Origin of the sequence: Halorubrum ezzemoulense DSM 17463, from assembly GCF_002114285.1 — an archaeon.
Lineage (GTDB): Archaea > Halobacteriota > Halobacteria > Halobacteriales > Haloferacaceae > Halorubrum > Halorubrum ezzemoulense.
This window is the reverse complement of the sequence record NZ_NEDJ01000024.1, coordinates 1-25,882: the sequence shown is the minus strand read 5'-3', so window position 1 is coordinate 25,882 and position 25,882 is coordinate 1. Positions and strand designations below refer to the sequence as shown.

Here is a 25,882-nt window from a genome sequence, read left to right as displayed (position 1 = left end):
CTGCCGAGCCGATTTTCCGCGTTCTTTTCATTCGCCGCGCGCCGACTCCGGGTATGCTCACGTTCATCGGGCTCGGTCTCTACGACGAGCGCTCCGTCACCGTCGAGGGACGGGAGGCGCTCCGCGCGGCCGACAGGGTCTTCGCGGAGTTCTACACCAGCCGACTGGTCGGCGCCGACGTCGCTGACCTTGAGGCGCACCACGGCGTCGACGTCGAGGTGCGCGACCGCGCCGGCGTCGAGCAGGACCCGGAGCCGATACTCGCGGCGGCCGAGTCCGGCAACGCCGCGTTCTGTACCGCCGGCGACACGATGATCTCGACCACCCACACCGACCTTCGCCTCCGCGCCGAGGAGCGCGGGATCGACACGCGCGTGATCCACGGCGTGACCGCCCAGTCCGCGGCGTCGAGTCTCACCGGGCTCCAGAACTACCGGTTCGGCAAGGCGACGACGCTCCCGTTCCCGTACGCTCACGGCGGCGACGACGTCCCCGGGAGCGTGGTCGAGACGATCGAGGCGAACCGGGAGCGCGGGCTCCACACCGTCGTCTACCTCGACATCAAGGTGGGAACGGGCCCCGCCGGTCCGGACCCCGACCACGAGGAGTACATGACCGCGGACGTCGCCGCCGGACTGCTGGCCGAGGAGTGGGCGGACGAGCTCGCGGTCGTCGTCGCCCGCGCCGGCTCGCCGGACGCGGTCGTCGCGGCCGACCGTCTGAGCGCGCTCGCCGACCGCGAGTTCGGTGACCCGCTCCACCTGCTCGTGATCCCGGGTGACCTCCACCACGTCGAGGCTGACGCCCTCGTCGGTCTCGCCGGCGCCCCCGAGTCGCTCGTCGACGAGTGAGGCGTCCGCGGTCGCGAGGCGAACGCCCCCGAACCGACCGCACGTTTGATTATTATGTGGGGCGTTGGCACGCATCATGAATGACGTGCCGGTAGATCGACTCATGTCGACCGACCTGACGACTATCGAACGCGGGGCCGCGGCGGCCGACGCGGCGGAGCAGATGCGCGAGTCCGGGGGTAGCTCTCTCCTCGTCCTCGACTCCGACGGGGCCCTCGCCGGGCTGATCACCGCGACGGACTTCGTCGCCCTCGTCCGGGACAACGACCCGAAAGACCGGACGCCGGTCGAGGCGTTCATGACGACCGACGTGGTCACGGTCGGCCGCGAAGACACCGTCGCGGAGCTGGCGGAGCCGACCGCACACGGCTACACCCACCTCCCGGTGACCGACGGCGACGACAGACCGATCGGCATGGTCTCCACGACGGACCTCACGGCGTACCTCTCGCGGCGAGGCTGACGGGTCGGGCGCCGGGACGGCCCGAGGCCGCGTGACGGCGCCGCATCCGAGTCGAGATCGCGTCGCGTTGTGCGTTCCGGAAGAGTAATGAAACATGGTAACACACAGCGCGGTATGGATCTCGACGACAGGACCCGCGTCGCGGACGTGATGTCGACGCCCTTGGAGACGATCGGGGCGGACGCGCCGCTCCGGGAGGCCGCCCGGCGGATGCGCGACGAGAACATCAGTGCGCTCGTCGTGACGACGGGCGGAGGATGTATCCTCACGCAGAGCGACGTCGTCGGAGCGGTCGCCAACGGGAGCGACCCGGAGGCGACGACGGTCCGCGACGTGATGACCGAGGACGTCGAGACGGTGACGCCGGACCTCATGCTGGAGGAGGTCGCCGCGATGATGACCATGTACGGCGTGAAACACCTCCCGGTCGTCGACGACGACTACGTCGGGATGATGTCGTCGACGGACATCGCCGCACACATCTCCTGAGGCCGGTCCGACGGGCTGCCTGACCCACTTCGCCCACCGGACTCAGCGGGCCCTCACAACAGCAACAGCGGCGCCCCCGCGACCACGCCCACGGCGATCAACAGGAGGTTCCACAGGAACACCGGCCTGACCAGCTCGCGCGCGATGCTCGCCGCGAACGCCGTCTTCACCAGGATGCTGGCGGCCGTCCCGGCGACCACGCCCGCGACCGCGGTGTCGACGCCGATCTGTCCGGTCCCGAGCAGCGAGACCGCCGTGGTCGTCGAGGTCCCCGACGACACCAGCCCCGCGAGGAAGGAGGTGGCGACGAACCCGCCAGCGCCGAACGTCCGCTCGGCGACCGCGGAGGCGAGCAGCACGAGCAGGAAGAGCGCGCCGAACGTGAGCGCGTTCCCGAGGCTGAACGGCGAGGTGAGCTCCGCCTCCATCGTCGTCCGCCAGTCGCTCCGCCACACGGCGACGCCGATCCCCGCGACCGTGATCGCGCCGAGCGGCGCGCCGACGACGAGCGCCGCCTCGGGGACGAAGACGGCCACGACCGCGGCGTTCCGGAACGCCATGGCGGCGTTGGCGAGCAGGATCGACCCCACCGCGATCTCACCGAGGTCGGCGCGCCCCTTCGCGCGCTTCGCCATCTCGGCGACGACCGCCGTCGAGTTGACGAGCCCGCCGAAGAACCCGGTCACCGCGTAGCCGCGCCCCTGATACCGCTTCACCAGCACGTAGTTGACGAAGCCGATGGCGCTGACCGCGACCACGAGCGACCAGACGAGCCGCGGCTGGACCGCGTTCCACGGGTCGATCGTCTCGGCGGGGAGGAGGGGGAAGACGACGAACGCGAGGATGGTGAACTCCACCGCGCTGCGCACCTCCTCGCGCGAGAGCCCCCACGCGAACTGGTGGAGCTCCCGTTTCAACACCAAGAGCAGCGACGAGAGCACCGCCACCGTCACCGACTCGATGAACAACTCCTCGGCGACGAGCACCCCGACCCCGTACGTGACGAGCAGCGACGCCGACGTGGTCAGCGAGAGCCCGTCGACCTCGGCCTCGACGAAGCTCCGGACCGCCAGTAACACCGCGCTGGCGACCACCAGCACGCCGCCGACGACGAGCAGCCCGGGCTCGTCGACGAGCGAGAACACCGCCGCCGCGAGGCTGACGAGCGCGAACGTCCGGATCCCCGCCGACTTCTGCGACCACTCGCGCTCCAGCCCGAGGAACATGCCGAGCGCGGTCGCTAACGCCAGCTTCGCGACGTTCGTCTCGAGGTAGACGAACGGGTCGACCCCGCCTATCACCGCCGCCCACCTCCGCGCGACCGCGCTCTCGGACCGGCGCCCGACGGTCCGTCTCGCGCCCTCGTAGTCATGACCGACCGTTCCGGCCCGCTACGTCTATAGCTTGCTATATAGTAATCTATAGTATCTCCAAAGCGGGGCCGTCGCGGACCCGCCGCCCTATCGGTTCGTCGGTTCGCGCGGCAGGTCGAGCGCCTCGGTCAGGTCGTGCTCCTCGCCGGTGATGAGGTAGAGCACGTCCTCCAAGATGACCGCGAGCTCGGGTAGCTCGCGCACCGCGAGGAAGGTGATCGCGATGAGCGCCACGACCGCCAGCAGCTGGCTCATGATCCGGTCGGAGATGAGGAACGACACCCGGTACGGGTCGGTCGCGCCGAACATCGTCATCACCAGGTCCGGGTACCAGTGCATGTACTGGTTGCCAGACACCACCGAAATGAACGTCGTCCGGAAGATGTTCAGGACGTAAATGAGCGGGATCGACACCGCGAGCGCGCGGAGCTTCCGCGCGAGCGGCGCCTCGACGGCGGCGACGAGGCCGCCGAAGATGGCCATACTCCCCAGCCCCGTACACGCCAGTACGATGTGGATGATGACGGTGTGGCCGTCGTCCAGCGTCCACGAGTACGCCGCCTCGTACCCCTCCCTGCTCGTCACCGCCTCCGGCGCGTACCCGAGCAGGTCGATGAGCGCACCGGTCTGCGTCGCCACGACCTCGATGAGGATCCGGCGGGGCTCCGGGACCGCGACCCCGCCGACGGTGAACGCCGGGATCGTCTCGAACGGGAGGTAGATGAAGAGCATGATCGCGATGGCCCGCGTGAGCGTGAAAAGCGACGCGCGCCCGTCGTAGAGGAGATACCCCGCGTACACGCTGGCGGGGAAGCCGACGAGCGCAAGGATCGACTCGACGTAGCTCTGGTGTTCGAACGCGAAGTACGGCACCGTCGACAGCCAGAAGAGCCCGAACAGCGCCCACGTCCCGGCCGCGAGCGCGCGACCGGCGGCCAGCCCGCGCTCGTCGAGCAGCCACGCCGTCGCGAAGAGGATCGCGACGATCCACGCGAACGTGAACGTGTCGGGAATCACGCTCAACACCGCCGGCGCGCCGTGGCCGAACATATCGCTACGGTCCGTCGTCGTCGAATAAAGCCCTTGTCGTTGCGTGCGATCCCGGCGTCAGACGGTCGGGTCGGCTCGCGCTTCCTCGTCCGCCGCCGCGCCGATCGGCCGGCCGGAGGCCTTACCGTTCCTCGCTGTCGAGGACGCGGATCTGGTCGCCGCGGACCGTCACCGGAATCGGGACGGTCGCCTCGTACAGCTCGACGGTCACCTGGTCTTTCCCCTCGTCGATCCGCTGGACGCGCGCCTTCTCGCCCTTGAACGGACCGGCGATCAGCTCGACGATGTCGCCCTCGGCGATCCCCTCCACGTCCGGGGTCGGCGAGAGGAAGTGCTCGACCTCGGAGAAGGGGCTCTCGGCCGGGCCGTCGCCGCCCTGAATGACGCCGCGGGCGTGCGGGATCTCGTCGAGAATCCGGCCGAACGCGGCCCCGTCGGTCGCCTCGACCATCACGTAGCTCGTGAGCTGGTCGGGGGCGATGACGGCCTGGATCTCGGGCGTCTCCTTCTCGGCGAGCATGTCGGCGACGGTGCGTTCCTGGCTCGCCGTCGTCTTGACCGAGTAGATCGGCATTACGCGCCGACCCCCGGGAGGAGGCTCATGATCGCGAACATCAGGAAGCCGATGAACCCGATGAGCAGGATCCCGGCGCCGGCGATCTTCGACACCTGGAGGAACTCGTCGGTGCTCGGCGTGCTCGCCAGCTTCAGCACCCGAATGTAGCTGTTGAGGTCGTACGGAACGTCCATGTTACCAGCGAATTCGAGACGAGACGGTTTTTACCTTTTGATGCGGCTCGGGACGGGGCGACTACTCCACGTAGTCGATGTCCTCGACGTCGGCGGAAGCAGCGCCGCCCTCCGGCGGTTCGCCGTTGCTCCCGTAGATCTGCGGCGACTCGACGCCGGTGACGACGATCATGGTTCGCATCTCGCCTTCGAGCTCGTCGTCGACGGAGGTCCCCCAGATGATCCGGGCGTCGGGGTCGATCCGGTCGTATATCTCCTCGACGACGCCCTCCGCCTCCTCGATGGACATGTCGGTGCCGCCGGTGACGTTCACCAGCGCGGAGTTCGCGCCCGAGATGTCGACGTCGAGCAGCGGCGAGCGCAGCGCGGACTTCACCGAGTCTTGCGCCTTCGAGTCGGAGTCCGACTCGCCGAGGCCGATCATCGCGACGCCGCCCTTCTCCATGACCGTGCGAACGTCGGCGAAGTCGAGGTTGACGAGCCCGGGCATCGTGATGAGCTCCGTGATCCCCTTCACCGAGCGCATCAGCACCTCGTCGGACACCTTGAACGCCTGCCGGACGGGGAGCTTCCCGACCGCGTCGAGCAGGCGGTCGTTGGGGACGACGATGACCGTGTCGCTCACGTCGCGGAGGCGTTCGAGGCCGGCCTCGGCGTTCGTGCGTCGGACCTCGCCCTCGGCCGTGAACGGGGTCGTGACGATGGCGATGGTGAGCGCGCCAGACTCGCGGGCCGCCTTCGCGACCACCGGCGCCGAGCCGGTCCCGGTGCCGCCGCCGAGCCCGGCGGTGACGAACACCATGTCGGAGCCGTCGATGGCGTCTTGGATCTCCTCTTGGGACTCGATGGCGGCCTCCTCGCCCACCTGCGGGAGGGAGCCCGCGCCGCGCCCCTGCGTCTTCTGTTGGCCCATGAGGATCTTCGTGTCGGCCTCGATGTTGACGAGGTGCTGGACGTCTGTGTTGGCGGCGACCAGCTTCGCGCCGTGGATCCCCTCCTCAGTCATGCGGTTGACCGTGTTGCCGCCGGCGCCCCCGCAGCCGACGACCGTGATGTTCGTCTGGAGGTCTTGGAGGACGTCCTGCAGCTCGTCGTCGGTCATCGTCCCGGTCTGTGGCGGCGCGCCGGCGCTCCCTCCGGCGGCGCTCTCGCCGGCTCCCCCGGCGTCCTCTGCGGGGGCCTCTTCGGCTTCGTCGATGGCGTCCTCAACGATGGAGTCCATTATGTGGTGTCGTTGCGACCCGGACGTATTTATTTTTGCCCGATCGTCTGACGCAGGTCGGACGCCGAAATCTCCGGCGTTCGCGGCCGACCCGAGCGAGTACGGCTGACGCGGTCGATCCGCCGGCCGCACGGGCTTTTATAAATTATTTGAGGGCGTCGCCGTCGATCGGGAACCGCTCCGTCCGCGCTCGCGACACGTCGTCTGGTTCGACGGTCGCGCCGTCGACCTCGACCGCCTCCCCGTCGGCGAGCCGGCCGAACGCCGGCCCCTCCGGTACGCCTCGTTCGGCCGCCAGCGACGGGTCGAACGCGGTCTCGCGGGCGACCACCGCGTTCCGGTCGGCCGCCACCTCGACCGCGTCGTACCCGGTCTCCAACACCGCCGCCAACCCGTCCACGAGGTCCGCGTACCCCGGCGTCTCCGGAGTCGTCGCGAACGCGACCCGCCCCGCCGCGCGGGTGCCGCCTTGTTCCGTGTCGAACGCGACGGCGACGCGCTCGACCGCCTCCCGCGTCGCGGCGGCGTCGAGCCCCTGCGCCCGCGAGCATAGGTCCGCCGGAAGGTCGCGGACCCGGACCGCTGCCCCGTCGCCGCCGGTGCCGTCCGCCCGGTCGCCACCGGCGTCTTCCGCCTCGGTCCCCGCCGTTTCGGGGACTTCGTCGGCGACCGCGCCGAACCGCAACCCCTCGTCGACCGGTCCGATCGCCGCCTCCAGCCGCTCGACGAGCGGGATCGGAGCATCGCCGACCTCGCGGACCCACGTCTCGCTCACGACCCGGTGACCGAGGTCCTCGACCACCGCGGCGAGGTCGGGGCGGTCACCGTCGATCACGGCCCGGTCGGCGCGGCTCCGCTCGAAGGCGGCCTCGATAACGTCGCAGTTCGCCTCGGGCGCGCCGAGGGCGGCGAGCGCCCAGTCGGCGCCGACGTGCCCAACCGCCCACGCGGTCTCGCGGACGATACGGGTGAACCGCGGCGCGTAGTGGCCGCCGCCGAAGCCGACGACGTGACGGGGGCGCGGCGCGGTCGCGGCGTCGGCGACGCCCTCGCCGACTACGTCCGCGCCGGTCCCGCGCAGGTCGAGGACTGCCCGCGCGACCGCCGCGGCCGCCTCGGGGTCCTCCCACTGCGGCTCGTCGGAGCCGAGTTCGACGAACAGCGACGGTACGGAGACGCCCGTCGGCCCGTGGTGGGTACACTCGATGCCGACCTCGTACCCCTCCGGGGCATGTCGCGCGAGCGCCTCGACGGCGCGCTTCTCCGCGCCCGGCGCGGCCCGCGCCAGCGACTCGGGGTCGCCCCCGTCCTTCGCCTCGCCGAAGTTCCCGGTGAGGTGCGCGGTCAGGAGTTCGCCCGTCTCCCCCGAGTGTCTGGAGACGAACGCGAGGAACTCGGGGTCGCAGTCGAACGCGGCGGCCGGGTCCGACAGGCGGATGTGGAGGTCGTCGAACTCGCGGAGCTCGAACCCCGCCGCCCGGTAGTACGTTGCGCCCCCGTCGGCGTCGGGGTGCGACTCGTCCTCGCGCGCCTCCCAGTCGCCGACCTCGAGCAGCCGCTCGCCGATGTGCGCCGAGGCGCTGTCGGCCCGGCTGACGACGATCGCTATCACGACGCCGACTCGATCGCCCGCGACGGAATAGCCGTCGGTTCTGCTCCGACTCCGCGGGGGCGCGTCGACCGGGGTCCGGCCGTCCGCGCTACGGGAGCAACAGATAGACGAAGGCCCCGTATCCGACGGTGAGGACCGCGCCGTCGACGCGGGTGATCCGCTCGCTGTACGCCATGATGCCGACGATGACGGCCGTGAACGCGAGCAGCGCGGGGAACTCGAAGCCGCGAACGCCCGGGGCGACGCCGATGGGCGTCACGACGGCCACGATGCCGATGACGGCGAGGATGTTGTAGATGTTCGAGCCGACGACGTTGCCGACGCTGAACTCCGCCTCGCCGCGCACCGCGGCCACGACGCTGGCCGCCAGCTCCGGCAGCGACGTGCCGAGCGCCAGCACGGTGAGTCCGATGAAGATGTCCGAGAAGCCGGCGGCCGCCAGCAGCGACTCGCTGCCGTCGATCAGCCACCGCGAGCCGAGGACGAGCGCCGCGATCCCGGCGACGACCATCGCGATGTCGCGGGCCTTCGCGTCCGGCATCTCGTCCCGCTCGCTGTCGGTGATCGCCGACTGGTTCTCCCGGACGCGTCGCAGCACCGCGGCGGTGAACGCCACGAGCGTCCCGAGCAGCACGACGCCGTCGAGGAACCCGATCCGCCCGTCCCAACCGAGGCCGACCAACAGCAGCGCGGCCAGCACCATGAACGGGACGTCACGGCGAAACACCGTGTCGGAGACGTTGAGCGGGCGGATCAGCGCCGACACCCCCAACACGAGCCCGATGTTCGCGATGTTCGAGCCCACGATCGCGCCGAGTCCGATGTCCGTCGACACCGTGACGGCGCCGAGCAGGGAGACGAAAAGCTCCGGGGCCGTCGTCGCGAACGCCACGACGGTGCCGCCGACCGTCGACGCCTTCAGCCCCACGGCGAGCGCGAGGTCCCTCGCCCCCGCGACGAGCAGTTCGGCGCCGGCGTACAGGAGGGCGACGCCGACGGCGATCAACAGCAGTTCGAGGAGTGGCGACCCGGGCAGCACGGCTCCCGGTTCGCAACGGCGTTTCAAAAGGGTCGTGATCCGCGACCGCCCGAGGTGGCGGCCGTTACCGTTTCGCTACGAGGCGGGTCTCGGCCGCCCCTTCGATCGGTTCAGGCGTGTCCCGCCCGGAACTCGCCGTGTTTCACGCCGATCGCGAACGCGAGCCCGCCGAAGACGAGCATCGACGGGACGACCATCATCAGGGTCGTCTGGAGGGGCATCATCTCCGCGCCGATGAGGCCGCCGGCGCCGACCGCGACGATCAGTACGAGGATCGCTGCCGCGCGTGGAAGGTCGAATTCCATGATTTCGGTACGTCGCGAGCGATGCTAAACGTTCGGTCTCCGCGACGGGATCACGCCTCGATGATCTCGTCGTCCTCGCCGCCGGGGATCCGGATCTCACCGTCGAGCGCGACCGTCGCCCGACCGCCGACGCGGACGCCGTCCGCCTCTACTCGCACGCGCACGCGGCCCGGTCGGTCGAGGAAGTGGCCCTGCTCGAAGCGGAGCTCGTCCGGCTCGTCCCCGTCGAAGGCGTCGACGTGACGGAGGTATCCGCCGACCGCTCCGCTCGCGGTGCCCGTGACCGGGTCTTCGGAGATCCCCAGTGAGGGCACGAACGCCCGACCGTGGGCCGTCGAGTCGGCGTCGAGCGCGTCGAAGGAGAACGCGTACACGCCGGCGACGTCGAACTCCTCGGAGAGGCGCTCGACGGCCGCGTCGTCCGGGTCGGCCTCGCCGAGCCGCTCCAAGAAGTTCACTGGGACGACAAGGAACGGGAGGCCCGTGGACGCGACCGCGGCGGGGAGGTCCGCGCCGACGTCGCGAAGCGCGGCGGGGTCGACGCCGAGCGCGGCCGCGACCCGGTCGAGATCGACGTCGACGACCTCGACGCTCGGCGCCTGCTGTCGCATCCACACGGTGCCGTCGGCGTCGACCGCGACGCTGAGGTCGCCGACGTTCGTGCGGAGCGTGCGCTCGCCGCCGTCGATCGCTCCCTCGGCGAACAGGGCGCCGTAGATCGCGATCGTGGCGTGCCCGCAGAGGTCGACCTCCGTGGCCGGCGAGAAGTACCGGAGCCGGTCGTCGGCCGCGCCGTCGGCCCCGGTCAGGAAGGCCGTCTCCGAGGCGCCGAGCTCGGCGGCGACGGCGGCCAGCTGTTCGTCGCTCAGCCCCTCTGCGTCGGGGACGACGCCGGCGGCGTTCCCGGCCAGCGGCTCCGCGGCGAACGCGTCGACGAGCAGCGCGCGTCGGGTCTCCATGTCGAACCCCTCCGAGGTCGCGAACAAAAAGCCTCCCGAGGCGCTCCGAGGCGGACGGGGTCCTTCCCGAGCGGAGCGGCGACGCCAGTGCGCGGTCGTCGCGGGTCCGGGGCCGTCGCGGACGCCCCGGTCGTTACCGACATGACGAACTCGACCCAACAAGCGCTTCGACTCCGAGGCCCGTCGGACCGCACTCCCCGGAGCGTCCGATGTCAATCCTTTTGCCCTCGACCGCAGATGAGTGTGTATGGGCCTCTTCGACCGGCTGCGAGGGAGCGACACGCCGCGCGTGGCGTTCATCGGGATCGACGGCCTCTCGTACCGGCTCGTCGCCGACAACCCGGAGACGTTCCCGACGCTGTCGGCGATCGCGGACGACGGTGAGGGGGGACAGATCGACAGCATCGTCCCGGCGGAGTCGAGCGCCTGCTGGCCGAGCCTCACGACGGGGACGAACCCCGGCGAGACCGGCGTGTACGGCTTTCAGGACCGAGAAGTCGGCTCCTACGACACGTACGTGCCGATGGGACGCGACGTGCAGCGCCCCCGGGTCTGGGACCGCGCGACCGACGCGGGACTCGACGCGACCGTGATGAACGTCCCTGTCACGTTCCCGCCGCAGCGGACCGTCCAGCGGATGGTCTCAGGCTACCTCTCCCCCGACCTCGACGCGGCCGCGCATCCCGACGAGTTCCGCGAGTACCTTGCCGACAGCGACTACCGCCTGTCCGTCAACGCGAAACTCGGACACAAGGCGGACAAGACCGCGTTCCTGGACCACGCCCGCGAGACACTCGACGCCCGCGCCGAGGCCTTCGAGCGGTACGTCGAGCGCGACGACTGGGACCTCTTCGTCGGCGTCTTCACCGCCCCCGACCGGGTCAACCACTTCCTGTGGGGCGACTACGAGGACGGCGGCCAGTACCGCGAGGACCTGCTCTCGTTCCACGCCGCCATGGACGAACACGTCGGCTCGATCCGCGAGGCGCTCCCCAGCGACGTCACGCTCGTTGTCGGCTCGACGCACGGGTTCAGGCGCCTGCGGTACGACGTGTACTGTAACGAGTGGCTCGAACGCGAGGGGTGGATCTCCTACGCGGACGACGACCCCGACTCGCTGGCCGACGTCGACGACGACGCCCGCGCGTACTCGCTCGTCCCCGGCCGCTTCTACCTCAACGTGGAGGGCCGCGAGCCGAACGGCGTCGTCCCCGAAGGCGAGTACGAGGCGACGCGCGCGGAGCTACGCGAGGCGCTGGAGTCGTGGACCGGCCCCGACGGGAATCCCGTCGCAGACCGCGTCGTCGACCGCGAGACGGTGTTCCGCGGCGACCATGCCGCCATCGCTCCCGACCTCGTCGTCCTCCCGAACGACGGGTTCGACCTCAAGTCCGGGTTCCGTCCCCACGACGGCGTCTTCGACCCCGACGGACCGCGGACGGGAATGCACGCCTTCGACGACGCCGCGCTGTTCGTCGACCACCGTGACGCGACGGTCGACGACGCCGACCTCCTCGACGTCGCCCCCACCCTCCTCCGACTGCTCGACATCGACTACGGCCGCACGGACTTCGACGGTGCCAGCCTCGTCTGAACGGCTCCGACGCCTTCCGCAGTCTCGTCTGAACGGCCCCGACGCCTTCCGCGACGGCCGCACGCCGTGGCCGACCGAATTGAAGTGACTCCACCCCCACCGACGGGTATGGAACGCACCCCCGACGGGACGCCCGTCGGCGTCGACGACCGCTACGCGGTCGCCGGCGTCTGCGACCACCTCACCGACGACGGCCGGTGCCGCTTCGCGCTGACCCGGGCGGGCGACGATCCCGAGTTCGCGGCCGCCCGACGCGCCGACAGCTACGACTGCCACGTCGGTGCCGACGGCGAGTGGCGCGCGTGCCCCCACTATCGGTCGACGACCGACGCGAAGACGTGTGTCCGGTGCGGGCTCGAAAACGTGCGCCTGGCTCACGACGACTCCCGCCCGCTCGTCGAGGAACACCACCTCCCGTACGGCGGCGACGACTCCCACGAGATCACGGTCGGCCTGTGCCGCTGGTGTCACGCGAAAGTCCACGAGTCGATCGCCCGCATCGACGACGACGCGAGCCCGGATCCAGAAGCGATCGCCGAACGCGAGCGGCGGCGAGAACGAGAGCGCTCGGCGTCGGCGTTCGAAACGGCCAGCGAGACGTACGATTTCGACGAGTGAGGAAGCCGCACGGCCGTAGAAACGGGGCTCCCACCTCGACCGCCCGTCCGAGACTCCAGTCAGGCGTCTTCGGCCGGTCGGATCAGATTCGCCAGCGCGACGAGCAGTCCGAGGAACCACCCGAGCGGAACTGAGATGCCGATCCACATCAGGACGTATCCCAGTCCCGGTAGCCCCCACTGCTCGCCGAAGGTCTCCAAGTCGAACGCGCCGCGGAGCGTCTCGTTGATCCCGCCCACCGAAAGGAACGTGTCGAGGATCCACCGCGCGAGCTCGTAGCTCGGCGGGAGGATCAGCTCCTCTAACGTCGGCGTGACGAGCGCCGCGACAACCGGCGGTAAGAACAGCGCCGTCATCGCGAACGGGTACGCGAGCAACACGCTGACGAACCGCCCGCCGAGCTTCGAGAAGCCGGCGGCGAAGGCGGCCGAGACGACGGCGACCGCGCTGGCGGCGCCGACCGCGATCACGGCGTCAAAGGGTAATTGAAGGTGCGTGATTACCGTGAGCGTCCCCCAGACGACGGCGGCGACGACGACCGCGCCGGCGACGCCGATCCGGGTGACCGCCGAGTCGAGCTTCGCCGCGTAGTAGCGCGTGGCGAACCCGACGAGCAGCAGTGGGTACGCGACCGCGACGAGCGGCGCACCTAGCACGGCCCAGAGGTAGTAGCCGACCGACTGTACGGCCGTCTCGGGCTTCCACTTCCCCAGGACCGCGCTCGGGTCGAGCTGTCGCGGGAAGACGACTTCCATCCACGTCTCGTGGAGGCGGACCACGTCCAAGAAGAGCGCTTCCACCAGCCCGGTTTGTCCTCGGCGTTCCATTTGCCTCACGTCGCGCGCGGCCCGACGTGAACTTTGTGCCTTCGGCTGCGGGGTTCTCGCGACCGATACCCGCGCCGATAGGCTTAAAGAACTGCGTAGACCTACCCGAACGCATGAAACGACGTGGGCGGCTCGCGGCGCTCGCAGCGTCGACTTCGGTCGCAATCGCCGGGTGCGCCGGCGAGGACGGGAGCTACGAGTTCGACGCCGAACCGGCGCGCATCCCGGAGAGCGCGTACGCCGAGGGGTTCTCCGGTGAGGATCCGGAGTCGTTCACCATCGATCAGGAGTTCAACGCCGCGGGCGTGAACGCGGACGTGTCCGCAACGACGTGGATCGCCCGCTACACCAACCAGACGGTGGGATCAGCGCTGTTCGTGGCGAGTACCCCCAACGCTTCGATCGGCGGGCAGTCGGTCAATCCGCTCGTCCGGGCCGACGACGCGGAGCTCATCCGGCGGCTCCTCAGTCAGGTCGACCAGCAAGGGATCGGCGGCAACGGCACCGACATCCAAGCCGACGACATCGAGAAGCGCGGTGAGGAGACTCGGACGATCCTCGACGAGGAAACCTCCGTCTCGATCCTCGAAACCACCGTCAGCGCGGAGGTCAGTGGCGACGGCGGTCAGAGCGGCTCTGTCGAAGACATTCCCGTCCTCGTCTACATCGGCACCGTCCAGCACGACGACGACGTGATCGCGCTGGTGGGCGTCCATCCCGTCGAGATCGACCAGTCTGACCAACTCCTCTCGATGATGGAAGCGGTCGAGCACTGACCGCTTCTAACGACCGCTTCGCCTTCCCACCCACGTTCCACCCGTTTTCGAAACTCATCTCCGCACTCGTGGCGCCGCAGTCATGCGATTATTTTCTCGAGCGGAAGCTTTCACCTCCGTAAGTCATTTATAAACGATCGGCCGGAGTGAGAGATCCCGCGGGTACAAGACGCGCCTCGCGGTCGCCGGGTCGACTGTCGACCTCGGCCGTTCCGAGAGCTATCGCTTGGCATCCGCGGCCCGTTCGCCATGATCCGAACGCGATCGCTTCGATGGGTGTCGGTCGGAATAGTTGCCTGTCTGGTAATTGTTACTGTTGCGCTACTGCTCGGCGCAAATACCGTTACAGCCCAAAATTCTGATCAGAGCGTCTATTTAAATAAATCTGGCAGTCCAGATAGTCTTCGGGTAGGCAAATCCAGTCAAAACATTAGTAATATAAGCATTATATTAAATCAAGCAGACAGTGTTCAAAGTATCAAATTGTTTGTGAACCTGACTAGCGTTAAATCAAAAGGTGTTCGCACCTCTTCTGCTTCAATATCAATTAATAGCATTCAAAATGGATCTGTAACTAATACTTCCTACCTGAATTCTGACCATAAGTCATTTTTAACAGCAACTATTCGTCCCAATAAAACGGCTCACTCAATACAAATTGACTCTGCTCAAATATCTGGAATTGCCACAAATAACGCAAGTAAATCAGAGAAGCTAACATATAGTGTCGGCGTCACTAATAGTTCTACACATCCTTCTAGAGAAATACAAGATGTGTCAAATACAAGTCCGTTCAAAATCATTGACGGTACTCTTAACGTCCCAGATCAGGCGACTGGCTCACCACAGTTACATCGAAATACACCCACAACAATTGGAATAACAGTTGACAATCTTAGTGGGAATACAAATTCTACATTATTCATCACACGTGACGATGAGAATGAAGTGATTGGACAACGAGGTGTCTCTATAAATACTTTCAATCAGAAAGAATCAATTTCTGTGGATACAGCACACCCTGGAGGTGATGTCAAGGCTTTTCTTGTTGCTAACTCCACTCTTGGTGATTCTGATTATAGCACTTTAGAACAATTACCCCCCAATATGACCTCTTCGGCATTGTCCACTGATAGTGGGCGCATTGTTACCGCAGATGTATATTTCCATAATCGATCATATAGCAGTCCACAGAGAAATAAAATTGTAGTTTCTTTCGCCAGAGTTTCTGATACAATTGATGAAAAGACTCCATTCTTTGTATCACTTCATCCAGTCAATTCAACTGGATATATTCTAAAAGATAATATAATAGCTAATTCGAAAGTCCTGACAGGATGGAATGACAATGTCTCTCTCTATTTCAACACTACAACTTACAAGCGTGGTATTTTCCGCAGTAATCGTTATGCTGTTGCTATTCAACTAGCACGTGACTATAGCGGTGGTGACTGGATTTCTCCGAGGGATTCCGAGCTGCTTCGTAACTCTGATCTTAATGAGCAGTTTGTTTCCGACGGTGTTGCAGATGGCGGTGTTATTTCAATAACCACTGTTAGCACAAACGTCTCCTGCTCAGAAGGTATCCACATTAAACGTAACGAGTCGCTAAATAAACCAGTATATTCTGGCCAACCCATTTGTTATAGAAGTCCTTCAGACCCAAAAAGTGTCGAATTACACAAAATTAGTAAGGACAACACAACCCGTGTCGTTTCAGTAGGCACGCGGGTGAATAATTCATCCTACATTCAGTATAACACTTCACTGCTATCTTCAGGTACATATTATATTCACACGAATACTGGAAACACAAGAAAATTTGACATTATTGGGCGAGAGAAAAAAGACATCAGTTTGAATGATTCCCCCAGCCGAGTTGCTTATGCGGACTCTATCAAGACTTCTTTGTCTCATAGTGTCCCAGATTTGGAACTTGTTCTTGCCAATACGACAGGTAACAGTACAACAGCACTCGAAATGACAACTACTGATACGGGACCCACTCCCGTATCGGTCAACACGTATGCGTCGCCGAACTCTTCAGCGTTCGTCACGACGGGGTCCGGAGTTGACATCGAGTCGGTCACGGGCCATACTGACCCGCTCTCGCCCGGAACGTATAATCTCACGCTGCGGTCGGAACACGGCACCGAGACCGCCACAGATACCGCCACGGTCACGGTCGGACCCCGCTCGACTGGCAACCTGACCGCGTACACGACGCGGGCGGCCTCGGCGGGCGACTTCGCGAACGCGACCGAGATACGCGAGGCGATCGCCGACGGAACGCTCGCACCCGCCGCGACTGCGACCGCGAACGACACGGTCGTGTACGGGGTGAATGCGTCCGGACTCACCGGCCTTCCTGCGGCCGCGAACGCGTCGCTGGAACGCGGGGAGGACCTTGCTCGTCTCGACGGCCTGTCGTTCGGAGTGGCACCGGCAGACGCGGACGACGCGAACGGTTCGACCGAGGGCGAGGCAGTGGGCCGGATGCCGAACGAATCCGCGGTCCACCTCGACCGGGACGGCCTGTTCCTCGTCGCCGACGGAGAGCACGCGTTCGGCACCGAGACACCGCCCGATCCGGGCGAGACGTTCGAGGGCACGTTCCGAGTTGACGACGATCGGTTGCGCGAGACCGCGGCGAACGACCGTCACCGCGTGACGACCAACCTGACCTACGGTGCTCTCGATCCGGCCGACTCCCTCGCGGAGAACGCGACGCCCGAGGGAACGGCCGGAACGAATCAATCGCTCAGTAGCAACGAGACGGCCAGAACGAACCAATCGACTAGTGGCAACGAAACGGCTGGAACAAACCGATCGCTCAGTGGCAACGAGACGGTCGGAACAAATCAATCGATTAGTGGCAACGAGACGGCCGGAACGAACCGATCGCCCAGTGGTAACGAAACGGTCGGAACGAACCAATCGATTAGTGGCAACGAAACGGCTGGAACAAACCGATCGCTCAGTGGCAACGAGACGGCCGGAACAAATCAATCGATTAGTGGCAACGAGACGGCCGGAACGAACCGATCGCCCAGTGGTAACGAAACGGTCGGAACGAACCGATCGCCCAGTGGTAACGAAACGGTCGGAACGAACCAATCGCTCAGCGACAACGAGACCGCCGGAACAGATCAATCGCGTAGTGCCAACGCAACTGTCGAGACGGACCGAGCGTTCGGCGGAACGGATCGACGGCCGTGAGCGCGCCGGGCGGCCCGACGGCGGCGAACCCGTCCGGGGCGACGGCGGGCACTAGCGCGTCTGGCGGCGGGCCGGCCAGCGGCGGCGGGTCGGCGGCCCCCGGTGGCGGGCCGGTCGCCGGGGGTGGTTCGACAGGTAGGGAGTCGGACGGGAGCGACGGTCCGGGTAGTGCCCCCGCTAACGCCGGAAGTGGTGCTGATCCCGCCGTTCCGTCGGACACTACTACTCCACCAGACTCCGCCGACGCCGCTGCCAGCAACCGTTCGGACCCCACGGGAGGGTCGACCGGCGTGGACGCGAATCGCTCGACGCGTCCCCCCGACGTAGGGATCTCGGTCGCTCCGGGTCGCACCGATATCCCGTCGTCTGCCGGGCCGTCCGAGGCCTTCGGTACCGGCGGCCTCACCGGGGGTGACGGACCCGGCCCTGCGGACCCCTCGGGCGGTGAGCAGTCGACCGCGAACCGCGCCGACGAGCGCGTGGACGCGCAGTCGACCGATTCGGCCGAGTCGTCGACGTCGTCCGAGGCGAGCGGTTCATCTTCCGACTCGGTCGCCCCGAGCGACCTCGGATACGACGACGCGCCGATACGCTCGACCGCGTACGACCTCCCCGGGTTCGGTGCCGTCGCGTCGGCCGCGGCGATCGCGGGCGCGTCGCTGCTCGCTCGGCGCCGCGGCCGCAACTCGTGAACTGCGACGGGGCGGTCGCCACCTCGGAGTGGCCTCTTCACTCGCGCGGTTCACCGCTGGTCCTCGGCCGCCACCCATCGTCGATATGCTTTTGCTCGGCGGTGCCGTCCTCTCGCGCATGAGCGTGACCATCACACCGCCGGAGGAGCGCACCTGCGAACTGTGCGGGCGCGAAGAGCGGTGGGACGACGAGGCCGACGGGTGGCGGATCGCGGCGGAGCCCGGAAACGTCTACTGTATCCACGAGTGGGACATCAACGGCTCGTTCGTTCCCCTCGAAGAGTAGCTTCCGACTGGACGATCTGCCACTTCTGTCGCCCTAGCAAAGTCGCACGTATCATATAAATAGATATAATATTATTCCGGGAGCTAGCAACCGAGATACTTGATCGATTCTGGTCCGTGTTAATTGTTCACCACCCGTGATGAATAATTACCTTATATTCCCTAATGTGTGTACGATGGATCCTACCCCTATCAGGGTCATGCCTTTACCTGTTCATTCGAAGCGAGACGTATGACCAAGTCACGTAGTACCACCCGGGGCGTACGCGACTCGGAGCCCTCGGGTCAGGAGGGGGGACTCGCGGATCCGACGGACGACCGGTCGAACTGCGGGATCGGCGGCGTCGTCGACCTTGACGGCGCGCCCACGCACGAGACCGTCACGGACGCGGTCTCTCTGCTCGAAAACCTCGAACACCGCGGGACGACGGGTGCCGAGGAAAACACCGGCGACGGCGCGGGGATCATGGTCGCACGGCCGGACGCGTTATTCCGCGACGTCGTCGAGGCGGACCTCCCCGAAGAGTACGCGGTCGGCTCCGTGTTCATGCCCCCGGAGCCGAGCGTTCAGGCGGAGATCCACGACGTCATCGCCGAGGTGTGCGCCGTCTACGGGCTGGAGGTGCTCGCGTGGCGGTCGGTTCCGACTGACAACTCCGACCTCGGCGCGACGGCCCTCGACTCGGAGCCCGAGGTGTCGCAGGTGTTCGTCGCCCCCGTCGAGGGCGCGGGGCTCGCCCAGCGGTTCACCAGCGAGGAGGACCGGGCCGACGACGCCGATCCCGACCTGCTCGGCTTCGACCGCGCGCTGTACGCCGCCCGGCGCGAGATCGAGAACGCGGTGTCCGAGGTCGACGGCGCCGGCCGCTTCTACGTCTGCTCGCTCGACCGGCAACGCGTCGTCTACAAGGGGCTGTTGAAGGGGTCGCAGCTCGCCGACTACTACCCGGACCTGACCGACGAGCGGTTCGCGAGCCACGTCGCCTTAGTCCACGCGCGGTTCTCGACGAACACGCTGGGCGCGTGGCACCTCGCGCACCCGTACCGCAACATCGTCCACAACGGCGAGTTCAACACGATCCGCGGGAACGTCAACTGGATGCGGGCCCGCGAGACCGACCTCGACCACCCGGCGTTCGGGGCCGAGCTAGACACGATCAAGCCGGTGATCGACGACCCGAACCAGTCCGACACTGCGAGCGTCGACAACGCGCTCGAACTCCTCCTCCAGACCGACCGCGACCTCCCGCACGCGCTGCGGATGCTGATCCCCGAGGCGTTCCGTGACGACGACCTGATGAACGACGACCGCACCGACTTCTACGACTACCACGCGTCGCTCGTCGAGCCGTGGGACGGGCCGGCTCTCGTCATCGGCTTCGACGGCGAGCAGGTCGCCGGCGTCCTAGACCGCAACGGTCTCCGCCCGTGCCGCTACGAGGTGACGACTGACGACCGCCTCGTCGTCGGCAGCGAGGTGGGCGCGCTCCCGACCGAGCCCGCCGACGTGCGCCGCCGCGGGCGGCTCCGGCCGGGTGAGATCTTCGTCGCCGACCCCGAGGCGGGCCGGATCGTCCCCGACGACGAGGTGTTCGAAGAGCTCACCGACGAGAAGTACGGCGAGTGGGTCGCGGACGGGCAGGTCGACCTCGACGCGCTTACCGACGAGGACGGCGCCGCGGCGGGGATCGGCGCCGACTCCACCACCGAGGGCGACGGGGAAGAGTCGAGGCCGACCGTCCGCGCCCACCAGGCCGCGTTCGGCTACACGACCGACTCGCTGAACCACCTCGTCGAACCGATGGCGACCGAGGGGAAGGACCCGGTCGGCTCGATGGGCGACGACACCCCGCTGTCCGTGCTGGCGGACGTCGACCGCCCCCTGTTCACCTACTTCAAGCAGCTGTTCGCGCAGGTGTCGAACCCCCCGATCGACTACATCCGCGAGGAGCTCGTCACCTCGCTGGAGACCCGGATCGGGAACCAGCGCAACCTCCTCGCCGAGACGCCGGCCCACGCCGAGCAGATCGTCGCCGACACGCCGGTTCTGACGGACGCCGAGACCGGAGCGCTTCGCGACCTGCCCGGACCGGGCGAACGGACCCCCGGGGACGAGGGCGCGTCCGACGGCCCCGCGTTCGCCTCCGTCACCGTCGACGTCACCTACGACCGCGACGGCTCGCTGGTCGACGCCGTGAGCCGCGTCCGCGAGGACGCCGCGGCCGCCATCGAGGACGGGGCCGACGTGGTCGTCCTCTCCGACCGCGCCGTCGGGCCGGACCGGCTCGCGGTGCCGAGCCTGCTCGCGACCGGCGCGGTCCACCACCACCTCGTGCGCAAGGGGCTTCGCAACCGCGCGGGCGTCGTCGTCGAGTCCGGCGAGCCGCACGAGGTCCACCACCTCGCGACGCTCGTCGGCTACGGCGCCGACGCGGTCGACCCGTACCTCGCGTACGCCTCGATCGCCGACGTGGTCGCCGGCCCAGACGGCGCGGACGAGGACGAGGCGCTCGGGGCGTACCGGCACGCGCTGGAGGACGGGCTCCTCAAGACGATGGCGAAGATGGGCATCTCGACGATGGAGTCGTACCAGGGGGCCCAGATCTTCGAGGCGGTCGGGCTCGACTCCGACTTCGTCGCCGAGTACTTCGAGGGGACCGAGATCCGCACCGAGGGGATCGGGATCGAGCAGATCGAAGACGACCTCCGCACGCGCCACGCGATGGCTTTCGGCGCTGACCCCGAGCTGGAGACCGTCGGCGAGTACGAACACCGCTCCTCGGGCGTGAAACACGGCTGGAACCCCCAGACGGTCGGCACGCTCCAGCAGGCGGTCCGTGGGGGCGACTACGAGCAGTATCAGGAGTTCGCCGAACTGGTGAACGACCAGACTGAGGAGCTCCAGTCGCTGCGCGGTCTCCTTGAGTTCGACTCCGACCGCGACCCCGTGCCGGTCGAGCAGGTCGAGCCGGTCGAGTCGATCGTCGAGCGCTTCTCGACGGCCGCGATGAGCCTCGGGAGCCTCTCGCCCGAGGCCCACGAGAACAACGCCATCGCGATGAACCGCCTAGGCGCGAAGTCAAACACGGGCGAGGGCGGCGAACCGCCGGAGCGGTTCGACACCGAGAAGGAGTGTACGGTCAAGCAGGTCGCCTCCGGTCGGTTCGGCGTCACCTCGGAGTACCTCGCGAACGCCGAGGAGCTCCAGATCAAGATGGCGCAGGGGTCGAAGCCGGGCGAGGGCGGCCACCTTCCCGGCGAGAAGGTGAACGAGATGATCGCGCACGTCCGGTGTTCCACCCCCGGCGTCGGGCTCATCTCGCCGCCGCCCCAACACGACATCTACTCGATCGAGGACCTCAAGCAGCTCATCTTCGACCTGAAGGCCGCCAGTCCCGAGGCCGACGTCAACGTCAAGCTGGTCTCGGAGGCCGGCATCGGCACCATCGCGGCCGGCGTCGCGAAGGCGAACGCGGACGTCGTCCACGTCTCCGGCCACGACGGCGGGACGGGGGCGTCGCCGAAGACCTCGATCAAGAACGCCGGGCTCCCGTGGGAGCTCGGGCTCGCGGAGGCGAACCAGATGCTGCGCGCCACCGGCCTGCGCGACCGCATTCGCGTCTCGGCCGACGGCGGACTGCGGACCGGCCGCGACGTGGCGGTCGCGGCCGCCCTCGGCGCGGAGGAGTACATCTTCGGCACCGCCTCGCTCGTCACGTCGGGCTGCGTGATGGCCCGGCAGTGCCACGAGAACACCTGTCCGGTCGGCGTCGCGACCCAGCGCGAGGACCTCCGCCAGCGGCTCCCCGGCCAGCCGGACCACGTCATCAACTACATGACGTTCATCGCGCAGGAGCTGCGCGAGATCATGGCCGAGCAGGGGTACACCGAGCTGGCGGAGTTCATCGGTCGGCCCGGGCTGCTCGCCCAACGCGACACCGACCACGAGAAGGCGAAGCACCTCGACCTGTCGGCGGTCATCGCCGAGCCCGCCGGCGAGTCCCGCACGAAGGTCCGAGAGCAGGCGCACGGCGGCATCGACGACCTGCTCGACTGGGACCTCATCGACGAGGCCGCGCCCGCCATCGATGACGGTGCGCCGGTCGCGCTTACCCGCGACATCCGCAACGTCGACCGCGCGGTCGGCGCGACGCTCTCGAACCGCATCGTCTCCGAACACGGCGGCGAGGGGCTCCCGGACGACACGGTCTCGTGCCGCTTCGACGGCGAGGCGGGCCAGAGCTTCGGCGCGTTCCTCGCGCCGGGGATCACGCTGGAGCTGTCCGGCGCCGCCAACGACTACGTCGGCAAGGGGCTCTCCGGCGGCCGGATCGTGATCGACACGCCCGCGGAGGCGTCGTACGATCCGACCGAGAACGTCGTCGCGGGGAACGTCTGTCTGTACGGCGCCACGTCGGGCGAGATGTACGTCAACGGCGTCGCCGGCGAGCGGTTCGGGGTCCGCAACTCCGGCGTCAGAGCCGTCGTCGAGGGCGTCGGCGACCACGGCTGCGAGTACATGACCGGCGGCGTCGTCGCCGTCCTCGGCGACACCGGCCGCAACTTCGCGGCCGGGATGTCCGGCGGCATCGCGTACGTGTACGACCCCGACGACCGGTTCGCCGACCGGGTGAACCGCGGGATGGTGTCGGTCTCCGAGACGCTGGAGGGGTCCGACGAGCGGATGCTCCGCCGCCTCGTCGAGAACCACCGCGAGTACACCGACAGCGAGCGCGCGGCCGAACTGCTCGACGACTGGGAGGCCGCGCTCGACGACTTCGTCCGCGTCTTCCCCGACGCGTACGCCGAGGTCATCGCGGAGGGCAAGGGCGCCGACGTGCGCGAGGAGCCGCCCGCGCCCGCCGCCGCGGTGCCGGACGCCGACGCCGACGCGGCCGGGCAAATCTCCGGCGACGACTGATTCGCACCGCCTCTCACGGCATCGTCGAAGCCCGGGGTCGGCGATGGATTTCGACAGCTTGGAGGCGTACGGAACGCGTCTCTCGCACCGAGCGATTCCCAGGTCAGTCGCCACAGGATTATTATCGCCTTCGTTACTGGTCGGACCTGTGTCCGTGGACGAACACGGTCGCAACAGCACCGAGCCCTCACCGTCTCTCGATCCCGTCTCCCACCGGTTCAGCGTATGACCTCGAAATCGCGGGACCGGCCGGCCGGACTCGTACCGGTGGCCCTTCTCATCGCGCTCGCAGGTGAACTCCTCGGCGTGCTCCTCCTCGTCAAGACCGCCGTACCTACTCTCTTCCTCGCTGCGGCGAGTCTGCTCGCGCTCATAGCCGTTAATACGATCCGATCATCCGAACCGGACACGCACGAGCCGATCTGAAGCGACGAGACGAAGTGATCGACGGCGCCGGTTCAGGCCACTCGCCCGTCTCGACGGGACGCCGGTGAATATTTCACCGGCCACCGAGGCCGACCGGTCTCCCGATCAGTCGTCGAGCGACTCCGCGTCGACCTCGCTCTCCGTCGCCCGCTCGACCGCGCGGTCGACGTGGCGCTCGCGGGCGCGCTCGACGAACTCCTCCGGAAGCTCGTCTATCTCGCCGGCCTGAACGCCCCAGAGCTTCGCGTAGAGGCCGTCCGCGGCGAGCAGTTCGTCGTGGCTCCCCCGCTCGACGACCTCGCCGTCCTCCAACACCAGGGCGGTGTCGGCGTCGGTCACAGTCGAGAGCCGGTGCGCGATGACGAACGTGGTGCGGTCGGCCGCGAGGCGGTCGAGCGAGCGCTGGATCAGCATCTCCGTCTCGGTGTCGACCGCCGAGGTCGCCTCGTCGAGAATCAAGATCGCGGGGTCCTGAAGCACGACTCGGGCGATCGCGAGTCGCTGGCGCTGGCCGCCCGAGAGCTTCACGCCGCGCTCGCCGATCCGCGTCTCGTAGCCGTTCGGGAGTGAGGCGATGAACTCGTGGGCCTCCGCGGCCTTCGCGGCCTCGACGACTCGCTCGCGCACCTCGCTCTCCTCGGCGTCCGCTTCATCGATCCGCGTGAACCGCCCGTAGCGGATGTTCTCGGCGATGGTGCCGTCGAACAGCGTGGTGTCCTGCGCGACGTAGCCGACCGACGAGCGGAGGCTCTCGACGGTCACGTCGCGGACGTCATGACCGTCGACGCGGATCGCGCCGTCGGTCACGTCGTACAGCCGGAGGAGGAGCTTGAGCAGCGTCGACTTCCCCGCGCCGGTCGGTCCGACCAGCGCGACGGTGTCGCCCGGATCGGCCGAGAAGGAGACGCCGCTGAGAACCTCCTCGTCGGCGTCCTCGGGGTCGACGAGGGCGTTCCCGGGGTACGCGAAGGAGACCTCGTCGTACTCGACGGCGCCCGCCACGCCGCCGTGGTCGGCCGCGGCGTCGGCCGCGTCGCCGGTCGCGTCGTCGACCGTGCCGTCGACGCCGCGGCCGCGCTTACTTCCGCCGTCGCTCCGGGTCTGGCCGCCGAGTTCGATCGCGTCGTCGTCGTCCTCGATGCGGACCGGGATGTCGCGCAGGCCGAACACGCGCTCGCAGGAGGCCTTCGCGTTCTCGTACTGGTCGATGATGTTCGACACCTCCGCGAGCGGGGCGACGAACTGCTGGGTGAGGAGGACGAACGTGACGAACGTCCCGACGGTCAGCTCCGTCGAGAAGGGGCCCGGCGGGCCGTTCGCGAGCCAGAAGCCGCCGACCGCGAAGGTGGCGGCGAACGCCAGCCCGGCGAGCAGCTCCATCCCGGGGCGGTAGACGTAGTTGAGCCGGAGGATCGACATCGTGCGCCGGAAGTACGAGAAGGAGGCGTCCTCGACGCGCTCGCTCTCGTGAGCCTCCGTGTTGGAGGTCTTCACCAGCTCGACGCCCGAGAGCGCGTTCTCGAGGGCGGTGTTGAGGTCGCCGACGACCGAGCGCTGCGCGACGTACCGGGGTTCGACGGCGCGCATGAACCACAGCGTGAAGAGGAACATCAGCGGGATGGCGGCGAGGGTGATCACGGCCAGCTCGTAGTTGTAGTAGACGAGGACGGTCGCGATCCCGACCACCATCACGCCGAGGCGCGCGGAGTTCTGGAGGGCGTTGTCTAAGAACACCTCCAGGTTCGAGGCGTCGTTGTTGAGGACGGACATGACCTCGCCGGTCTGCTTGTCGTCGAAGAAGGTCATGTCGAGCCGCTGCATCTGGTCGAAGGAGTCGGTGCGGACCGCGTGCATCACGCGGTGCGCGAAGTTGTTCGCCGCGATGCCGTAGACGTACGTGAACACGCCCGTCACGATGAACGACCCGAAGATGAGGATCACTGAGAGGCGGAACTGGGGGGCCTCCGCGGTCGGCAGCCACGCGTCGGGAACGATCGGGAGCGTGTAGGGGCCGGAGCCGGTGAAGACGGCGTCGATGGCGACGCCCAGCACCACCGGCGGGATCAGCCCCGCGACCCGGGCGACGACGTTGGCGACCATCCCGATCACGAGCCAGTGCGCCTCGGACGCCCCGTACTCGTGGAACAACCGCCCGAGCGGTCGGTCCACCCGGTCGCGGTACACTTCGAAGGCGTTGCGCTCGTCGGCAACCATAGCCGTATGAGCGCCGGAAGCCCAATGTATCCGGCGGCTTCGGCGGCCCGTTCCGGGTTCCGACGACGCGAATCCTGGCCCCCGAGGAGGCGAACAAACCCGCCTGAATACAGCGGCGCGCGCCTCCGAGCGCCCGAGGGGGGCGCGAGGAGCGCGACGAGGCCGGGGAGGTGTGTGGAGCGGGCGCGAGCGGGGCG

General features: G+C 67.5%; 22 protein-coding genes. 11 read left to right on the top strand and 11 right to left on the bottom strand.

Annotated features, from left to right (window positions below):
- Window positions 1-53: 53 nt before the first annotated feature.
- The 3 genes from dph5 (at window position 54) to B9H04_RS08500 (ending at window position 1,803) form a co-directional block, all read left to right on the top strand.
- Window positions 54-851 carry a diphthine synthase gene (gene dph5 / locus B9H04_RS08510; RefSeq protein ID WP_049931139.1) on the top strand — a complete coding sequence of 266 codons (798 nt, stop codon included), beginning with the start codon at window positions 54-56 and terminating at the stop codon, window positions 849-851.
- A 76-nt stretch (window positions 852-927) separates the two neighbouring features.
- Window positions 928-1,314: a CBS domain-containing protein gene (locus B9H04_RS08505; RefSeq protein WP_049931137.1), complete on the top strand. Its 387-nt coding sequence runs from the start codon at window positions 928-930 to the stop codon at window positions 1,312-1,314.
- A 114-nt stretch (window positions 1,315-1,428) separates the two neighbouring features.
- Window positions 1,429-1,803: a CBS domain-containing protein gene (locus tag B9H04_RS08500; RefSeq protein ID WP_049931134.1), complete on the top strand. Its 375-nt coding sequence runs from the start codon at window positions 1,429-1,431 to the stop codon at window positions 1,801-1,803.
- Window positions 1,804-1,856: 53 nt separating this feature from the next.
- Here the strand turns inward: B9H04_RS08500 and B9H04_RS08495 are convergent, their stop codons facing one another.
- The 9 genes from B9H04_RS08495 to B9H04_RS08455 all read right to left on the bottom strand — a co-directional run bounded on the left by B9H04_RS08495 (window position 1,857) and on the right by B9H04_RS08455 (window position 10,113).
- Window positions 1,857-3,104, bottom strand: a complete 1,248-nt coding sequence (locus B9H04_RS08495; RefSeq protein ID WP_049931132.1) for an MgtC/SapB family protein — start codon at window positions 3,102-3,104, stop codon at window positions 1,857-1,859.
- A gap of 159 nt (window positions 3,105-3,263) precedes the next feature.
- On the bottom strand, window positions 3,264-4,226 hold the full coding sequence (artA, locus tag B9H04_RS08490) for an archaeosortase A (RefSeq protein WP_049931130.1): 963 nt from the start codon (window positions 4,224-4,226) through the stop codon (window positions 3,264-3,266).
- Window positions 4,227-4,347: 121 nt separating this feature from the next.
- Window positions 4,348-4,800, bottom strand: a complete 453-nt coding sequence (locus tag B9H04_RS08485) for a transcription elongation factor Spt5 (protein WP_049931127.1) — start codon at window positions 4,798-4,800, stop codon at window positions 4,348-4,350.
- Complete coding sequence (locus B9H04_RS08480; RefSeq protein ID WP_006628863.1) at window positions 4,800-4,976, bottom strand: protein translocase SEC61 complex subunit gamma; 177 nt, start codon at window positions 4,974-4,976, stop codon at window positions 4,800-4,802. Before B9H04_RS08480 ends, B9H04_RS08485 begins: the two co-directional genes overlap by 1 nt.
- Window positions 4,977-5,037: 61 nt before the next feature.
- Window positions 5,038-6,198 carry a cell division protein FtsZ gene (ftsZ, locus tag B9H04_RS08475; protein WP_004598343.1) on the bottom strand — a complete coding sequence of 387 codons (1,161 nt, stop codon included), beginning with the start codon at window positions 6,196-6,198 and terminating at the stop codon, window positions 5,038-5,040.
- Window positions 6,199-6,343: 145 nt separating this feature from the next.
- Window positions 6,344-7,810 carry a D-aminoacyl-tRNA deacylase gene (locus B9H04_RS08470; protein WP_085682613.1) on the bottom strand — a complete coding sequence of 489 codons (1,467 nt, stop codon included), beginning with the start codon at window positions 7,808-7,810 and terminating at the stop codon, window positions 6,344-6,346.
- Between the two features lie 88 nt (window positions 7,811-7,898).
- On the bottom strand, window positions 7,899-8,849 hold the full coding sequence (locus B9H04_RS08465) for a calcium/sodium antiporter (protein ID WP_085682612.1): 951 nt from the start codon (window positions 8,847-8,849) through the stop codon (window positions 7,899-7,901).
- Window positions 8,850-8,959: 110 nt separating this feature from the next.
- On the bottom strand, window positions 8,960-9,154 hold the full coding sequence (locus B9H04_RS08460; protein WP_049931121.1) for a DUF7333 family protein: 195 nt from the start codon (window positions 9,152-9,154) through the stop codon (window positions 8,960-8,962).
- Window positions 9,155-9,204: 50 nt separating this feature from the next.
- A complete protein-coding gene (locus B9H04_RS08455; RefSeq protein WP_085682611.1) occupies window positions 9,205-10,113 on the bottom strand; it encodes a PhzF family phenazine biosynthesis protein in 909 nt (302 codons plus the stop codon).
- A 247-nt stretch (window positions 10,114-10,360) separates the two neighbouring features.
- On the opposite strand from B9H04_RS08455, the gene B9H04_RS08450 reads away from it, so the two are divergent.
- Both B9H04_RS08450 and B9H04_RS08445 read left to right on the top strand, forming a co-directional pair.
- Window positions 10,361-11,707, top strand: a complete 1,347-nt coding sequence (locus B9H04_RS08450; RefSeq protein ID WP_049931117.1) for an alkaline phosphatase family protein — start codon at window positions 10,361-10,363, stop codon at window positions 11,705-11,707.
- Window positions 11,708-11,815: 108 nt separating this feature from the next.
- Window positions 11,816-12,325, top strand: coding sequence for a DUF7097 family protein (locus B9H04_RS08445; RefSeq protein WP_085682610.1), 510 nt, complete (start codon window positions 11,816-11,818; stop codon window positions 12,323-12,325).
- A gap of 59 nt (window positions 12,326-12,384) precedes the next feature.
- Here the strand turns inward: B9H04_RS08445 and B9H04_RS08440 are convergent, their stop codons facing one another.
- Window positions 12,385-13,125: a hypothetical protein gene (locus B9H04_RS08440; RefSeq protein ID WP_049931344.1), complete on the bottom strand. Its 741-nt coding sequence runs from the start codon at window positions 13,123-13,125 to the stop codon at window positions 12,385-12,387.
- A gap of 140 nt (window positions 13,126-13,265) precedes the next feature.
- Here B9H04_RS08440 and B9H04_RS08435 point away from each other — a divergent pair, with 140 nt between their 5' ends.
- From B9H04_RS08435 to B9H04_RS18645, 6 genes are all read left to right on the top strand, one after another.
- Window positions 13,266-13,928, top strand: a complete 663-nt coding sequence (locus B9H04_RS08435) for a DUF6517 family protein (RefSeq protein WP_085682609.1) — start codon at window positions 13,266-13,268, stop codon at window positions 13,926-13,928.
- A gap of 249 nt (window positions 13,929-14,177) precedes the next feature.
- Window positions 14,178-17,147, top strand: a complete 2,970-nt coding sequence (locus B9H04_RS18970; protein ID WP_211277040.1) for a hypothetical protein — start codon at window positions 14,178-14,180, stop codon at window positions 17,145-17,147.
- Window positions 17,148-17,437: 290 nt separating this feature from the next.
- Complete coding sequence (locus B9H04_RS08420; RefSeq protein ID WP_049931110.1) at window positions 17,438-17,839, top strand: PGF-CTERM sorting domain-containing protein; 402 nt, start codon at window positions 17,438-17,440, stop codon at window positions 17,837-17,839.
- A 118-nt stretch (window positions 17,840-17,957) separates the two neighbouring features.
- On the top strand, window positions 17,958-18,125 hold the full coding sequence (locus tag B9H04_RS18650; RefSeq protein ID WP_167373064.1) for an HEWD family protein: 168 nt from the start codon (window positions 17,958-17,960) through the stop codon (window positions 18,123-18,125).
- A gap of 231 nt (window positions 18,126-18,356) precedes the next feature.
- Window positions 18,357-23,045, top strand: a complete 4,689-nt coding sequence (gene gltB, locus B9H04_RS08415) for a glutamate synthase large subunit (RefSeq protein ID WP_085682608.1) — start codon at window positions 18,357-18,359, stop codon at window positions 23,043-23,045.
- Between the two features lie 267 nt (window positions 23,046-23,312).
- Entirely contained in the window at window positions 23,313-23,471 is a 159-nt protein-coding gene (locus tag B9H04_RS18645; RefSeq protein ID WP_155120034.1) for a hypothetical protein, read from the top strand.
- Window positions 23,472-23,576: 105 nt separating this feature from the next.
- On the opposite strand, the gene B9H04_RS08405 is transcribed toward B9H04_RS18645, so the two are convergent.
- Entirely contained in the window at window positions 23,577-25,685 is a 2,109-nt protein-coding gene (locus B9H04_RS08405; protein ID WP_049931105.1) for an ABC transporter ATP-binding protein, read from the bottom strand.
- Window positions 25,686-25,882: the final 197 nt, after the last annotated feature.

What these genes read in the sequence shown, in the direction of transcription:
- dph5 (WP_049931139.1), top strand. Translation starts at nt 54, where the DNA reads ATGCTCACGTTCATCGGGCTCGGTCTCTACGACGAGCGCTCCGTCACC.
- B9H04_RS08505 (WP_049931137.1), top strand. Translation starts at nt 928, where the DNA reads ATGAATGACGTGCCGGTAGATCGACTCATGTCGACCGACCTGACGACT.
- B9H04_RS08500 (WP_049931134.1), top strand. Translation starts at nt 1,429, where the DNA reads ATGGATCTCGACGACAGGACCCGCGTCGCGGACGTGATGTCGACGCCC.
- artA (WP_049931130.1), bottom strand. Translation starts at nt 4,226, where the DNA reads ATGTTCGGCCACGGCGCGCCGGCGGTGTTGAGCGTGATTCCCGACACG.
- B9H04_RS08485 (WP_049931127.1), bottom strand. Translation starts at nt 4,800, where the DNA reads ATGCCGATCTACTCGGTCAAGACGACGGCGAGCCAGGAACGCACCGTC.
- B9H04_RS08480 (WP_006628863.1), bottom strand. Translation starts at nt 4,976, where the DNA reads ATGGACGTTCCGTACGACCTCAACAGCTACATTCGGGTGCTGAAGCTG.
- ftsZ (WP_004598343.1), bottom strand. Translation starts at nt 6,198, where the DNA reads ATGGACTCCATCGTTGAGGACGCCATCGACGAAGCCGAAGAGGCCCCC.
- B9H04_RS08460 (WP_049931121.1), bottom strand. Translation starts at nt 9,154, where the DNA reads ATGGAATTCGACCTTCCACGCGCGGCAGCGATCCTCGTACTGATCGTC.
- B9H04_RS08455 (WP_085682611.1), bottom strand. Translation starts at nt 10,113, where the DNA reads ATGGAGACCCGACGCGCGCTGCTCGTCGACGCGTTCGCCGCGGAGCCG.
- B9H04_RS08450 (WP_049931117.1), top strand. Translation starts at nt 10,361, where the DNA reads ATGGGCCTCTTCGACCGGCTGCGAGGGAGCGACACGCCGCGCGTGGCG.
- B9H04_RS08445 (WP_085682610.1), top strand. Translation starts at nt 11,816, where the DNA reads ATGGAACGCACCCCCGACGGGACGCCCGTCGGCGTCGACGACCGCTAC.
- B9H04_RS08435 (WP_085682609.1), top strand. Translation starts at nt 13,266, where the DNA reads ATGAAACGACGTGGGCGGCTCGCGGCGCTCGCAGCGTCGACTTCGGTC.
- B9H04_RS18970 (WP_211277040.1), top strand. Translation starts at nt 14,178, where the DNA reads ATGATCCGAACGCGATCGCTTCGATGGGTGTCGGTCGGAATAGTTGCC.
- B9H04_RS18650 (WP_167373064.1), top strand. Translation starts at nt 17,958, where the DNA reads ATGAGCGTGACCATCACACCGCCGGAGGAGCGCACCTGCGAACTGTGC.
- gltB (WP_085682608.1), top strand. Translation starts at nt 18,357, where the DNA reads ATGACCAAGTCACGTAGTACCACCCGGGGCGTACGCGACTCGGAGCCC.
- B9H04_RS08405 (WP_049931105.1), bottom strand. Translation starts at nt 25,685, where the DNA reads ATGGTTGCCGACGAGCGCAACGCCTTCGAAGTGTACCGCGACCGGGTG.